We start from the raw sequence: 15,958 nt of genomic DNA, 5'->3' as shown, positions 1-15,958 counted from the left end.
TGTTCGGGCTGCAGAACACGCCGCTGCCCGGCGGGGGCCTGGCGGGGCTTCAGATCGAGGAGCTGCCGGTGCACTCCGGCACCGCCCGGTTCGACCTCACCGTCCTGCTGGAGCCCCGCGCGACCGGGCTGCGGCTGCGGCTCGAGTACGACGCGGGCCTGTTCGACCGCGTGACGGCGACCAGGTTCGCCGAACGGTACGAGACGGTGCTGCGGGGCGCGCTCGCCGCACCGGGCACGACGATCACCGACCTGCCGGTCCTCGGTGCGAGCGAGCAGGAGCTGCTGCACGGCGTCCCCGGCACCGCCGTCGTGCCGTTCCCGACGGACCGGGCGTTCGCGGAGCTGTTCGCCGAGCAGGCGCGGCGCACGCCCGGCGTGGTCGCGGTGACCGACGCCGGCGGCTCCCTCACCTACGCCGAGCTGCTGACCGCCGCTTCCCGGTTCGCCACCGGGGCACGGGAGCGGGGTGTGCGGCAGGGCGAAGCGGTGGCGTTGCTGCTCGACCGCGGCACCGGTTTCCTCACGGCCGTCCTCGGTCTGTTCCTGATCGGCGCGGCCTACGTGCCGCTGGACCCGCGCTACCCCGCCGCGAGGCTGAACCGGATCCTCACCGGCAGCCGGGCCCGGCTGCTGCTGCACCACGCGGCGACCGCCACCGTGCTCGCGGAGCTGGCACCGGAGCTGCCGCACGCGGACCTGGCAGACGTCGACGGCGAGCCGCTGCCACACGAGCAGTGGTCGTGCCACCCGGACGACCTCGCGTACGTGATCTTCACGTCCGGCTCGACCGGTGTGCCCAAGGGCGCGATGGTCGAGCAGAAGGGCATGGTCAACCACCTGTGGGCCAAGGTCCACGACCTCGGTTTCACCGACGCCGACACCCTCGTGCAGAACGCCTCCGTGTGCTTCGACATCTCGGTGTGGCAGTTCCTCACGCCGTTGGTGGTGGGCGGCCGGGTCGTCGTGGTGGACGACGACGAGGCCCGTGACCCCGCGCTGCTGTGGGGCGCTGCCCGCGCGCACGGCGCGACCGTGCTGGAGACGGTGCCGTCGCTGCTGCGCGCCGCGCTCGACCTGCCGCGGCTGCCCGAGGTCCCGGGGCTGCGCTGGCTCGTGGTGACCGGTGAAGCGCTGCCGCCCGCGCTGGTGCGGGACTGGCTCGACCGGCACCCCGGCGTGCCGATCGTGAACGCCTACGGCCCGACCGAGTGCTCCGACGACATCACGCACGCCGTGCTGACCAGCGCACCCGAGGTGGTGCCGATCGGCACGCCGGTGCCGAACATACGGCTGCACGTGCTCGACGCGGCGCTGCGGCCGGTGCCCGCCGGGGTGCCCGGCGAGCTGTACGCGGGTGGGATCGGCGTGGGCCGCGGCTACCTCGGCGACGCGGCGCTCACGGCGGGGCGGTTCCTGCCCGACCCGTTCTCGGACGTGCCGGGCGCGCGGCTCTACCGCACCGGCGACCTGGTCCGGTTGCGCCAGGACGGCATGCTCGAGTTCCTCGGCCGGATCGACCACCAGGTCAAGATCCGCGGCCACCGGGTGGAGCTCGGTGACATCGAGTCGGTGCTGACCAAGCACGACGGCGTCCGCGAGTGCATGGTGACCGCAGTGGCCGACGCTCGGGGCGACACCGTGCTCGTCGCGTACGTCACCGGCACGGGCACGCCGTCCGAGCTGCGGGCGCACGTCGCCGCGGCGGTCGGCACGCAGCTCGCGCCCGCGCAGGTCGTCGTGCTGGAGTCGTTCCCGCTCAACGCCAACGGCAAGATCGACCGGGCCGCGCTGCCCGCACCGGAGTGGGGCGCGGCGCCGGAGCGGGTGCGGGTCGAGCCTCGCGACGACCTCGAACGCACCGTCGTGCGGGCGTGGGCCGACGTGCTCGGCGTCGCGGACGTCGGCGTCACCGACGACTTCTTCGACCTCGGCGGCCACTCCCTGGTCGCCGTGCGGGTGCAGGCCCGCTTGCGTGAGGCCCTGGGCAGGGACGTGCCGCTGCGGATGATCTTCGACGCGCCGGTGGCCGAGGACTTCGCCGCCCTGCTGCGCGCCGCGCCGGACGTGACCGCGGACCCGCTGCCCGCCACCCCGGCCGGCGGCCGCGAACCGCTCTCGCCCGCCCAGGCACGGCTCTGGTACTTCGAGCAGCGGGTGCCGGGCACCCACGTGCTGAACATGGCGGCCGCGTACCGCGTCTCCGGTCCGCTCGACCCCGCACGGCTGGAACGGGCGATCAACGCGGTCGTCGCGACCCACGACGTGCTCCGCACCGGCTACGGCGACGAGGACGGCGTGCCCTACTCGCGGGTGTTCCCGCCGCGCCCGGTCGAGGTCGCGGTGCACGACGTCACCGAGGCCGACCTGCCCCGGCTCGCCGAGCAGTCCTCGGCGCACGTCTTCGACCTGGCGACCGGCCCCGTGCTGCACGCGACCCTCGCCCGGCTCGGCGCCGAGGACTGGGTGCTGTTCGCGACGGTCCACCACCTGGCCGCGGACGGCAGTTCGGTGCAGATCCTGATCTCGGACGTCTTCGCCCACTACGCCGGGCACCCGCCGCTCCCGCCGTCCGCGCGCTACGCGGACTGGGCGCGGTGGCAGCAGAGCACCGCGGACGACGAACGACACCTCGCGCACTGGCGCACCGCGCTGGCCGACCTGCCCGCCGCCGTGACCCTGCCACCCGACCGGCCGCGCGCCGCTGAGCAGACCTACCAGGGCGCACTGGTGGCGGCCACCGTCCCGGCGCCTCTCGCGACCGGCCTGCGCTCGTTCGCCCGCGAGCACGACGCGACCCTGTTCATGGTACTGCTGGCCGGTTTCCAGGCGGTGCTCGCCCGGCTCTCCGGCAACACCGACGTGGTGGTCGGCAGCCCGGTCGACGGCCGCGTCCACCCCGCGGTCGAGCACACGGTCGGCTGCTTCATCAACACCCTGCCGCTGCGCGCCACCGTCTCCCCCGACGGCCACTTCACCGACCTGGTCGGCGCCGTGCGCGGCTCGGTGCTCGACGCGTTCACCCACCAGGACCTGCCGTTCGAGCGGATCGTCGCCGAACTACCCGGCCGCGACCACTCGCTCAGCCCGGTCTTCCAGGTGCTGTTCAACATGCTCGACCCGGACGACCCACTGGCCGCGCTGCCCGGCGACCTGACCGTGCGGCCCCACGGCGAGCACCTGTTGTCGCTCGGCGCGAAGTTCGACGTCAGCCTGTACGTGCGGGACCGGGGTGAACAGGGCATCGCGCTCACGGCGGTCTACAACACGGCGTTGTACGACGAGGTCCGGATCGCGGACCTGCTCCACCGGCTGACCGCGCTGCTGGCCGAGGCGGTGGCCGCGCCGTTCGCGCCGCTGGGCGGACTGGCCGCCCGCACGTCCCTCGACGCGGCGCTCCCCGCCCTCGCCTCCCCGCCGGTCGCCGAGTGGAACGGTGGACTGCTGGACCGCCTCGACCACTGGGCCGCGCACACACCGGACGCCGTGGCCGTCGACGACGGAACGCACCGCCTGACCTACCGCGACCTGCGCGCCGCCGTCGAAGGCACCGCCGCCGCACTGCGCGCGCACGGCGTGGAACCGGGCGACGTCGTCGCGGTCCACGGCGAGCGGCACGCCCTGCTGCCCGCGGCCGTGCTCGGCGCACTGCACTCGGATGCGGCGTTCCTCGTGCTCGACCCGGACCACCCCGAGGCCGAACGCCGGCGCCGGTACGCGGCGGCGGGGTGCCGGGTGCTGCTCGTCCCGCAACGCTCCGAGGTGGCCGGCGCCGTGACCGTGCGGACGACCGGGTCGGCATCGCGGGTCCCCCGTGACCCGGACGCGGTCGCCTACCTGGTGCACACCTCCGGCACGAGCGGTGAGCCCCGGGCGGTGGCCACGGGCGAACGCCCGCTGGCGCACTTCCTGGAGTGGCACACGTCCCGGCACGGGTTCGGCGCCGGAGACCGGTTCGCGGCGCTGTCCGGGCCGAGCCACGACCCGTTCCTGCGCGACCTGTTCACCCCGCTGTGGTGCGGCGGTCAGCTGCGCGTCCCGCCCGGTCCCGTGATGCGCGACCCGGACGGCCTGGCCGCGTGGCTCGCCGCCAACGAGGTCACCGCCGTGCACCTCACGCCGTCGCTGGCGCGGTTGCTGGCCGGTGCGGCGCCCCGGCCGCTGCCCGCTCTGCGCTGGGCGTTCTTCGGCGGCGAGGTGCTGACCGGCCAGGTCTGCGCCGACCTGGCCGAGCGGGCACCCCATGTGCGGTGCGTGAACTTCTACGGCACGACGGAGACGCCGCAGGCCGTCGCGGCCCAGGACGTCGATCTCGGCGCCGCCCGCTCCCACCCCGGCGCGACCGTCCCGGTCGGCCGCGGTGTCGGCGGCGCGGAACTGCTGGTGCGCGTGGGCGAGCGGCGGGCGGGGGTGGGCGAGATCGGCGAGATCGTCGTGCGCACGCCGTACCTCGCGCTCGGCTACCCCGGCGATCCCGGGCTCACCGCGGCGCGGTTCGGCGCCGGCGAGTACCGCACCGGCGACCTCGGCCGGTACCGGCCCGACGGCACCGTGGTGCCGCAGGGACGTGCCGACCGGCAGCTGAAGGTGCGCGGGCACCGCATCGAGCCGGGTGAGCTGGAGTCGAGGCTGCTGCGGCATCCCGCCGTCACGGCCGCGCACGTGCTCGCCGACGGCGACGTGCTCGTCGCCCACCTGACCGGTGAGGAGCAGGAACTGCTCGGCTGGTGCCGCGCCGAACTGCCCGAGCACCTGGTGCCCGGCCGGGTCGAGTGGTGGGACCGGTTCCCTATCACCGCCAACGGGAAGCTCGACGCCGCCGCGCTCGCCGCACGGCGGGTCCACGCGGCACCGGTCGCCCCGCGCACGGACGCCGAGCACGCGGTGCTGGCGATCTGGCGCGACGTGCTGCCCGGCCGCGAGTTCGGCGTGGAAGACGAGTTCTTCGCGGTAGGCGGGCACTCGCTGGCCGCGGCCCAGGTGCTCGCCCGCATCCGGCGCGACTTCGAGGTCACCGTCGACTTCGCCGACTTCTACGACGCCACCACGGTCGCGGCCATCGCCGTCTTGGTCGAGGAACGGCTGATGGCCGAGCTCGACGGTCTCAGCGACGACGAGGTGCTGGCGATGCTCGACGAGGAAGAAGAAGACCGATGAGCGACACCCCGAACGCCACCCCTGCCGCATCCGGCTCCGCCGCGAACGCCGCTCCCGCCGCAGCCTCCGGTGCGGCCGAGGCCCGCCGCCGCCTGCTCGCGAAGCGCCTGCGCGGCACCGCGAAACAGCGGTCCGAGGGCCCCCGCCTCGGCCGTGGCGCGCTGTTGCCCGTGCAGGAACGCCTCTGGGTGCACCAGCAGCTCGACCCGGGCAGCACCGCGTTCAGCGTCTGCGAGGCCGTCCGCGTCGACGGCCCGCTCGACGTCGCCGCCCTGCGGGACGCGGCCACCGAGGTCTCCGCGCGGCACGAGACGTTGCGCACGACGTTCCACGCCGAGGACGGTGTGGCGCACACGCTGACGCACGAGTCGCTGCCGCCCGAGGTGACCGTCCTCGACTCCACCGTGGACGCGGCGGTGACGCGCGCGGTCACCAGGCCGTTCGACCTCGCCACCGGACCGCTGCTGCGCCTGGACGTCGTGCCGGACGGCCCGGCGCACGTGCTGGTGCTGTCGACGCATCACATCATCGCCGACGGCTGGTCGATGTCGCTGCTGATCACCGAGCTGACCGCGGCCTACCTGCGGCGCACCGGCGCCCCGATCCCGCCGCCCGAACCACTGCGCGCCCACTGGAGCGACGTGGTCCGCGCGCACCGGAAGAAATCCCGGTCCGCAGTGGATGCCCAGCTCGACTACTGGCGGGCCGAGCTGCACACGCTGCCCGACCGCCCCGCCGACGAGTCGGCCGAGGGCGGCACCGTTCCCGTCCAGCTGAGTCCGGCGTCGTCCGAAGCGCTGCACGCCGCGTGCGCCGTCCACGGCGTGACCCCGTACATGGTGTTGCTGGCCGCGTTCGCCGTGGTGGTGGCCCGGCGGACGGGTACCGCACGGCCGATCATCGGCATGCCGGTCGCGGGCCGCCAGGCACCGGAGTACGAGTCGCTCATCGGGTACTTCGCCAACACGTTGCCGATCTCCGTTCCGGTCGCGGAGACCGGCGCCGAGCTGTGGGCGGCGTGCCGGACCGCGGTGCTGGGCGCGCTCGACCACCAGGACGTGTCGCTGTCGGAGATCGCCGGTGCGGTCAGCGGGCACAACCGGCCGTTGTTCCAGGCGCTGTTCGCCCTGCAGAACTACCCGTACGAGCCGATCACGTCCGACGGTCTCACCGTCACGCCGATGCCGCTGCCCAAGCCCGAGGCCAAGCTCGACCTGAGCCTCTACCTGTACGAACGTGACGGCGCGCTGCAGGGGTACCTGGAACACCGGCTGGCGCGCTGGAGCACCGCCCAGGCGACGGCGATCGCCGAGGACGTGGTGCGCACGCTCACCGCGATGCTCGCCGACCCGGTGGCCGTGCTCGACCACGACCTGCCCGCCGCGGAGCGGCAGCGGCTGCTTGACGCGGGCGCCGGCTCGGTGCGCGAGCGCCCCGCCACCACCGTGCACGGCCTGGTCGAGGCGAGCGCGGCCCGCACCCCCGACGCCGTCGCCCTGGTCGACGCGGACGGCACCGAGCTCTCCTACGCGGCCCTCGACCGCCGCGCCAACCAGCTCGCCCACCGCCTGATCGCGTCGGGCCTGCAGCGGGGTCAGCGCGTCGCGGTCGTCCTGCCGCACGGCGCACCGCTCGTGATCACGTTGCTCGCGGTGCTCAAGGCGGGTGGCGCCTTCGTACCGGTCGACCCCGCCTACCCGGCCGACCGGGTCGCGAACATGACCCGCGTCGCCGGCATAGTCCTCACGATCGACGGCGAGCTGCCCGCCGACGACCAGCCGACGCACGCCCCTGCCGTCGGCGTGCACCCCGACGACCTCGCCTACGTGGTGTTCACGTCCGGCTCGACCGGCGTGCCGAAGGGCATCGCCGTGACGCACCGCGGCGTCGTCAACCACAACCTCGCGACCGTCGAGGTCTTCGGGCTGACGGCGGCGGACCGCGTGCTGCACGTGGCGTCCCCCGGTTTCGACGCCACGATCGAGGAGGTCTTCCCCGCCTTCGCCTGCGGCGCGACCGTCGTCGCCCGCACCCCGGACGCGATCGACTCGTTCACCGGCTTCGACCGCTTCGTGGCGCGCCACCGGATCACGGTGCTGCCGCTGCCCACGGCGTACTGGGAGGGCTGGTACGAGGAGCTGCGCGCCGCCGGGACGGGCCCGGCGCGGTCGGTCCGGATGGTGACGCTGTCCGGTCAGCGGGTCAACGCCGTGCTGGTGCGGCACTGGGAGTCCGGCGCGGCCACCGGGCACGTGGCGCTGGTCAACACCTACGGGCCGACCGAGGCCACCGTCACGACGACGACGTTCACCGTGGCCCCGCACGGTGTGGCCCCCGGTGCCGCGGCGGCCCCGCCGCGGGGCGAGATCCCGATCGGCTCACCGTGGCCGAACTACCGCACCTACATCGTGGACGACCGCTTCCGCCTGGTCCCCGACGGTGCGACCGGCGAGCTGTGCGTCGGAGGCGTCGGGGTGAGCCTCGGGTACCTCGGGGCGCCGGCGGCCACCGCAGATCGGTTCGTGCCCGACCCGTTCGCACCGGAACCCGGCGCCCGCATGTACCGCACCGGCGACTACGTGACGCGCAGGCCGGACGGGACGCTGGCGTTCGTCGGGCGGATCGACGGCCAGGTCAAGGTGCGCGGCAACCGGGTCGAGACCGGCGAGGTCGAGGCGGTGCTGGCCGCTCACCCGGCGGTCAGCCAGTGCGTCGTCGTCGCCTACCCCGTCGGCGCGGGCGACCACCGGCTCGGCGCGCACGTCGTGCTGCGCGAGGACGTCACCGGCGACCAGCTGGCCGCGCACGTCGCGGGCCGCTTGCCCGCGTACATGGTGCCCGGTGGTTTCGCCGTGCACGACGCGCTGCCGCTGACCCCGCACGGCAAGGTCGACCGCAGGGCGCTGCCGGAACCCGAGGCGTCCACTTCGGACAGCGAACCCCCTGCCGGTCCCACCGAGACCGCGCTCGCCGCGCTGTGGCGGGAAGTGCTCGGCGACCAGGTCATCGGCCGCGGCGACGACTTCTTCGGCCGCGGTGGCACCTCGCTCAGCGCCACCGCGCTCGCGTCCCGGATCGAACGCGACCTGGGCAGAGCGCTGCCGTTGCGCGAGCTGTTCGCCAACCCGGTGCTCGCGGCGATGGCCCGCGCGGTCGACGCCGCCCCCGCGTCGATGCTCGCGCCGATCAACCCGGTGTCCGACACCGACCTGCCCGCCTCGCCCGCGCAGCGCCGGGTCTACCTCATCCAGGAGTCGGCGCGGGAAGCCACGAGCTACAACATGCCGATGGCGCTGCGCGTCACCAAGCCGGTCGGCCCGGCGGTCGTGCGCGACGCGCTGCAACGGCTGGTCGACCGGCACGAGTCGCTGCGCACGACCTTCCACCTCGTCGACGGCGAGGTGCGGCAACGGGTCCGGCCGCACGCGGAGGCCGAGTTCACCACAACCGAGGTCGACGAAGACCCCGACCTGCGCGAACAGATCCGGCCGTTCGACCTCTCCCGCGACACCCTGCTGCGGGCGCTCTGGTTCACCACGCCCACCGGCGGCGTCCTGTTCCTGGATGTGCACCACATCGCGGCGGACGGCGCGTCGGTGCAGGTGCTGGTCGAGGAGTTCCTCGCGCTGCTCGACGGCGCCGAGCTGCCCACGACCGGCGTGCGGTATCGGGACTTCGCGCACTGGCAACGGCTCGCGGCGCCCGCCAGGACCCCGGCCCTGCGCGAGCACTGGGCCACACGGGTCGAGAACCTGCCCACGCTGACGTTCCCCTACGACCACGACCGCCCGGCTGTCCGCACGTTCGCGGGCTTCACGAGCACCTTCACCGTCGACCCCGCGACCACCGCCGCTCTGTCGGCGTTGGCGCGCGACGAGGGCGCCACGCTCAACATCGCGCTGCTGGCGGCGTACGCGGCCGCTCTGGCGCGGTACGCGGGCCAGCAGGAGGTCGTCATCGGCTCGCTGGTGGCGGGCCGCACGCACCCCGACGTCGACCGGGTGGTCGGCATGTTCGCGAACTTCCTGCCGTTGCGCGTGTCCCTCGCGCCCGGCGACACGTTCCGGACGCTGCTCGACCGCACCCGCGACCGCGCGCTGGCCGACTACGACCACCAGGACCTGCCGTTCGAGGAGATCGTCGCGCTCGCGGGCCGCCGTCACGGGCACAACCCGCTGTTCGACACCATGCTGATCTTCCAGGAGGACCGCGGCCGCGTCGCCACGTCCGACGGGTACGAGGCGCTGCCGGTGGAGCACGGCACGAGCAAGCTCGACCTGAAGCTCGACGTCTTCCCCGAACCCGACGGCAGCCTCTCCGTGCAGGCGGAGGCGAACGCGGCGCTGCTCGAACCGGACACGGTGCGGCGGTTCGTCGAGCAGCTCCTCGACCTCTGCGCCGCCGCCGCAGCCCGGCCCGACGCGCCGCTCGCGTCACTCGCGCCGCTCTCCCCCGCCGAACGGGCCAGGATCGACGCGGCCCGGCGGCTGGACCTGCTGGTGGTCTCGTCGTTCACCGCGGACCCGATCCGAGCGCCCTACCTGTGGTGGTGCGAGCAGTTCGGCCACCGCGGCCAGGTCCGGTTCGGCGCGTTCGGGCAGGTGTTCCAGGAGCTCCTCGACCCCGCCAGCGGCTGGCACACCCACCCCGGGCCCGCACTGCTGCTGGTCCGGTTCGAGGACTGGCCCGCCGAGGAGCGCTCCTACACCGAGCTGCTCGCCGCGCTGCGGTCCAGCACGGCGGGTCCCCGGCTGGTGGCCGTGCTGCCGTCGGAACTGGAGATCTCCCGGCGCTGGCACCGCGACCTCGCCGGCCTGCCGGTGACCGTGATCGACCTCGAAGCGGCGCTCGACCGGTCCGGCGTGGCGGAGTGGGACGACCCCGCGGCTTTCGCGCTGGGCGCGGTCCCCTACACGGAGGAGTTCTTCGCGGTGGCGGGCACCGAGGTCGCCCGGCGGGTGCTGGGCACCGTGCGCGCACCGTTCAAGGTCATCGCCGTGGACGCCGACGACACGCTCTGGCGCGGCGTCGTCGGCGAGGACGGGCCACTGGGCGTGGTGGTGGACGAACCGGCGCGGGCGCTGCAGGAGTTGTTGCTGCGCAAGCGGGCCGACGGCATGGTGCTCGTGCTGCTGAGCAAGAACGCCGAGCAGGACGTGCGGGAGGTGTTCTCGCAGAACCCCGGCATGCTGATGCGGGAGGAACACTTCACCGAGATCCGGGCGAACTGGCGGCCCAAGCACGAGAACCTCGCCGAGGTCGTGGCGAAGCTCGGGCTCGGCCTCGACAGCGTCGTGTTCCTCGACGACAGCGCCGCCGAGTGCGCCGCGATGGTGGCCGCGCTGCCGCAGGTGCTCACGTTCCGGGTGCCCGCCGACGCCCGCTTCTTCGACCACGTCTGGGCGTTCGACACACACCGGGTCACCGACGAGGACCGGCAGCGCGCCGAGCGGTACCGGGCCGAGCTGCGCCGCCAGGACGAACTGACGGTGGCCCCGTCGCTGACCGGCTTCCTGGCCGGGCTCGGCCTGCAGGCGTCGTTCACCGCAGCCACTCCCGACGAGCTGGAGCGCGTCGCGCAGCTCACCCAGCGCACCAACCAGTTCAACCTCAGCGGCCTGCGGCTCACGCGATCCGAACTGGACGGACGCCTCGCGCACGTGCTGCGAGTCAGCGACCGGTTCGGTGACCACGGCCTGACCGGCGTCGTGCTCAGCACCATCGCGGACGGCACGCTGCACCTGGACAACGTCCTGCTGAGCTGCCGGGTCCTGGGCCGCACCGTCGAGGAGGCGGTTCTCGCGGGTATCGCGGCGGTCTGCCGCGAGCACGGCCTCGACCGCGTCACCGCCGACCACACCGCGACCGAGCGCAACCAGCCGGCCAGGGCGTTCCTCGACGACTACGGCTGGCGTCCGCTGGGCGGGACGCGCTGGGAGATCCCGGTCTCCGCGCTGCCGGAACAGCCCACGTACGTGACGCTGAGCCGCACCAGGCCACAGACCGTCCACTTCGGACTGGACCACGTCGGCGTGGCGGTCCGATCACTGTCCGACGCCCGCGCGGCGCTGACCGCCGCCGGTTTCCGCGAGACAGCGGCGGCGCACGACCCGATCCAGCGGTCGTCACTCGCGATGTTCGAACGGCCGGGCAGCCCGCGCGTCGAACTGGTGGCGCCCGACAGCGCGGACTCCCCGACGGCAGGAGTGCTCGATCGCGCCGGAGAAAGGCCCTACCACCTGTGTTATCGCGTCGACTCGATCCCCGAGGCGGTGCAATCACTGCGTGCCGCGGGAATCTCCCTCGACGCGGTCGGCGAAGCAGTACCCGCCGTGCTGTTCGGCGGACGGCTGGTCCAGTTCTTCTCGGTCGCCGGGGCCGGGCTCGTCGAGCTCGTCGAAGGCCCAGCCGAAGAGTACGGATCCGCTGTCGTGCACCAAATCGACGACGTAGCGGCCGAACGGTTCTTCAGCGCGGTCGGGCACGGATCGGCCGAACTCGTGCGCGGGCCCGGTGGCCCGGGTCCGCTGGGCCTGCGGGGCGACCTGCCCGCGTTCGTCGCCGCACCACCGGCTCCGGAACGACCCACACCAGCGCCGCGCGACACACCCCGCTGGCAGGACGGCCAACCGGACGTCGACCAGCTCGTGCACCGCGCCCACCACCTGCCGCTGCGCCACGTCGCGCCGGATGACCTGATCACCGCCTACCGGCGCGCCGGCGCGGCAACCGGCTCCGGCGAGCCGTACGTCGCGCCCCGCACCAGCACCGAGGCGGGCATCGCGGCGGCGTTCGAGCAGGTGCTCGGCGTGGACCAGGTCGGCGTGCACGACAGCTTCTTCGCGCTCGGCGGCAACTCGCTGCAGGCCGTGACACTGCTCGCACACCTGAACCGGACCTTGGGCACCGGCCTGAGGCTGCAGCAGCTGTTCGAGCAGCCGACTCCGGCAGACCTTGCCTCGGTACCGGCGTCCCGGGGCGAGATGCTGGTCCTGCCAACGGCCCCCGGTGGCCGGACCGTCCCGGCGACCGCCGCGCAACGCAGGTTCTTCGTGCTGCAACGGATGGATCCGGGCGGCACGCAGTACCACCTGCCGCACCTGATCGAGCTCACCGGTGACCTGGACGTAGAACGGATGCGCACGGCGTTCCGCGATCTCGTCGCGCGCCACGAAGCGTTGCGGACCTCGTTCCGGCTGGACGGCGCGGAACTCCTGCAGGTGATCCACGACGACCTGCGCGCCGACCTGACCGTGGTGACGGCGGACCTGACACCGCAGGAGATCTTCGCGCGGTTCGTACGGCCGTTCGACCTCGAAACCGCACCGCTGGCGCGCATGATCCTCGTCCACGCGCCGCACAGCTCGTACCTGCTCGTGGACATCCACCACAGCGTGGCGGACGGCACGTCCTTGGGATTGCTGGTCAGCGAGTTCGCGCGGCTGTACGCGGGTGAGGACCTGCCGCCGGTCCGGCAGTACCGGGACTGGGCTGCGCTGGAGCGGTCCGAGCAGTACGCGCGCAGGCTCGCGGACTCGCAGGACTACTGGCTGACCCGGTTCGCCGATCTGCCCGAGCCGCTCGACCTGCCCGCCGACCACCCGCGTCCCGCCGTGCAGAGCGCCGAGGGCGACAGCGTCCGTTTCGTCGTGCCCGCCGACGTCGTGGCCGGGCTGCGGCGGGCAGGCCAGGCCGCGGACACCACACTCTTCGCGACGATGCTGGCCGGCCTGTACGTGACGTTGTGGCGGCACAGCGGGCAGAGTGACCTCGTCGTCGGCACGCCGTTCGCGGGCCGCACGGTGCCCGGTACCGAAACGATCACCGGCCCGTTCCTCAACACCCTGCCGCTGCGGGCATTCGTCGAGCCGGGCGCGACGGTCGCGGACCTGCTCGGCCAGGTCCGCACGACGGTCGCGAACTCGTTGCGGCACCAGGACTACCCGTTCGACGACCTGGTCGAACGGCTCGGCGTCGTCCGCGACCCGAGCCGCAACCCGCTCTACGACGTGATGTTCGCCTTCCAGAACATGGAACTCGCCGACTTGGACCTGCCCGGCGTGACGGCGAGGCAGCCGGACGTCGAGACCTGGCGGTCGCTCTTCGACCTGGAGCTGAGGGCACGGCCGGAGGGCGAGGTGATCGAGTGCCGCCTGGACTTCGCCGTCCGGTTGTTCCGCCGGGAGACCGTCGAGGCGTTCGTCCGCCGGTTCCTCACCGCTCTGGCCGGTCTCGCCACGCCCGAACGTCCGCTCGCCGACCTCGACGTGCTGGGGCCCGAGGAACGTGCCGCGCTCGTCGCCGGGCTCGGCTCCCACCCGGCCGAGCTGCCCGCGCAGGACACGGTGCTGTCCCGGATCGAGGCCGTCGCGGCGGCCGACCCCGGCAGGACCGCGATCGTGGCCTCCTGCGAGTCGCTGAGCTACCGCGAACTCGTGCAGCAGGCGGGCGCGGTGGCGGGGCTGCTCACCGGACTGAGCCGCGAGCAGGTCGTGGGCGTCCTGGCGCGGCGCGGCCCCGCGATGATCATCACGATGCTCGGCGTGTGGCGGGCGGGCGGCGCGTTCGTGCTGCTCGATCCCGATCAGCCGGACGAGCGACAGCTGGGCATGCTCACCGACGCCGGGTGCGAGGTGGTCCTGGCCCAGCCAGGACTGCTCAGCGACACGCTGTCCACCCGGTTCGACGGCAGGATCGTGCCGCTGGACACGACCGGCACGCCCGGCGCCGCGGCGCCGGTGAGCCTGGACGACCTCGCGTACGTCCTGTTCACCTCCGGCTCCACCGGCCGGCCCAAGGGCGCGATGGTCGAGCAACGCGGCATGATCAACCACATGCTCGCCAAGGTCGAGGACGTCGGCATGGACGCGAGCACCGCACTCGTCCAGAACGCCGGCCCGAGCTTCGACATCGTCGTGTGGCAGTGCCTGGGCGCGCTCGTCATGGGCGGCCGCACGATCGTCGTGAGCGACGAGGCGATGACCGATCCCCGCGTGCTGCTGCGTGAGGCCGCCGAGGCGACCGTGCTCGAAGTCGTGCCGTCGATGCTGGAGGTGATGCTCGACCTCCTCGAACGCGAACCCCGGCGGCTGCCGCACCTGCGCACGCTGGTGTCCACCGGAGAGGCCCTGCCGCGTCCGCTCGCCGCACGCTGGATGGCCGCGTACCCGGACATCGCACTGGTCAACTCCTACGGCCCCACGGAGGCATCGGACGACATCGCGCACCTCACCGTCAACGCGTACCAGACCGAGGGTTCCGGTTCGGTCGCGCTCGGCCACCCGATCCGCAACGCACGCGTCTACGTGGTGGACCGGGCGATCCCGCTCGGCCCGGCCGCGCTCGTGCCGACCGGGGCGAAGGGCGAGATCTGCGTGGCGGGCCCGTGCGTCGGACGGGGGTACGTCAACGACCCCGAGCGCACGGCGGCGGCGTTCGCCGACGACCCGTTCGAGGGCGGCCGGCTCTACCGCACCGGTGACCTGGGGCGGTGGCTGCCGGACGGCACGCTGGAGTTCCTGGGGCGCGCGGACTCCCAGGTGAAACTGCGCGGGCACCGGGTCGAGCTCGGCGAGATCGAGGCTGCGCTGAGCGAGGACCCGAGCGTCACGTCCGCCGTGGTGCTGGTGCAACGGGCGGCGGGCCGGCCGGAACGACTGGTCGGGTACGTCGTCGCCGAGCCGGCGCACGCGTTCGACGAGCGGGACGTCCTCGACCGGGTGGCGAAGTCGGTGCCGGGTTACATGGTGCCGGACGTGGTGCTGCGGCTCGACCGCCTTCCGCTGACCCGCAACGGGAAGATCGACCGCAAGGCGCTGCCGGAGGCCGAGTGGACGGCCACGACGACGCTCACTCCGCTGTCCTCGGACACCGAACGGCTCGTGGCGGAGATCTTCGCCGAGGTGCTGGGCGCGGACACGTCGGACGCCGAGGCGAACTTCTTCGCCCTCGGCGGTCACTCGCTGCGAGTGGTCGCGCTGCTCGTGCTGCTGCAGGCGCGGACGGGCATCGAACTGCCGGTGGCGGACGTGTTCGCGGACCCGACGGTGCGCGGCATCGCCCAGCGGGTCGACCAGGTGCGCGCGTCGGGCGTCTCGGCGGTGCGGGTGCATCACCTGCTCGGCCGGCCGGACGACCCGCCGGTGTTCCTGTTCCCGCCGATCGCCGGTTGGGGCACCGTCTACCTAGGACTCGCGGAGTCGTTGCCCGGCCACGCGGTGCACGCGTTCGACTTCGTCGAGGACGACCACCGGGTCGCCCACTACGCCGACCTCGTCGAACGCCACGCGAACGGCCCGCTCGTGCTCGGCGGCTACTCGGCGGGCGGCAACCTGGCGTTCGAGGTGGCACGTGAGCTCGAAAGCCGCGGCCACGACGTGAGTCGGATCGTGCTGTTCGACTCGATGGCGTGCACGGAGGCGGGTTCGGAACAGACGGCCGCGCTCGCCGCCCGCATCCGCGCGGACATGGCGGAAGGGCTCGCGCTGCTCGACCCGGTGCTGCAACGCGTGTTGTCCGACCCGCACCTGCAGGACCGGGCCGCCACCAAGCGCACCAGGTACACCGAGTACTGGAACTCCCTGGAACACCAGGGATCCGTCGCCGCGCCGATCACCCTGGTGCTGGCGGAGCAGTCCTCACTCGACGAGCACGCGCTGGCGGACTGGCGGCGGTTGACGCCGGAGCTGACCGTCGTCGAGGGTTTCGGCCGGCACGCCGAGATGATGACCGGAGCACCCGCCGAACCGAACGCCCGCGTGATGGGCGCGATCCTCGGCTGGTGACGTGGCCGGGCTCGCGTC

The 15,958-nt window shown here is 73.5% G+C and carries 2 protein-coding genes; both read left to right on the top strand.

Features of this window, described 5'->3' with window-relative positions:
* A partial coding sequence (locus BLT23_RS23850) for a non-ribosomal peptide synthetase (protein WP_218133865.1) occupies positions 1-5,156 on the top strand: 5,156 nt, incomplete at its 5' end.
* On the top strand, positions 5,153-15,940 hold the full coding sequence (locus tag BLT23_RS23845; RefSeq protein ID WP_090052321.1) for a non-ribosomal peptide synthetase: 10,788 nt from the start codon (positions 5,153-5,155) through the stop codon (positions 15,938-15,940). The genes BLT23_RS23850 and BLT23_RS23845, both read left to right, overlap by 4 nt.
* The last annotated feature ends 18 nt before the right edge of the window (positions 15,941-15,958 follow it).

Source organism: Lentzea fradiae, assembly GCF_900100955.1.
Taxonomy (GTDB): domain Bacteria; phylum Actinomycetota; class Actinomycetes; order Mycobacteriales; family Pseudonocardiaceae; genus Lentzea; species Lentzea fradiae.
The sequence above is the reverse complement of the archived record's forward strand: the minus strand, read 5'-3'. Positions and strand labels throughout refer to the sequence as shown.

Excerpts from the sequence above, each read along its gene's own strand:
- BLT23_RS23845 (WP_090052321.1), top strand. The coding sequence starts at position 5,153 with ATGAGCGACACCCCGAACGCCACCCCTGCCGCATCCGGCTCCGCCGCG.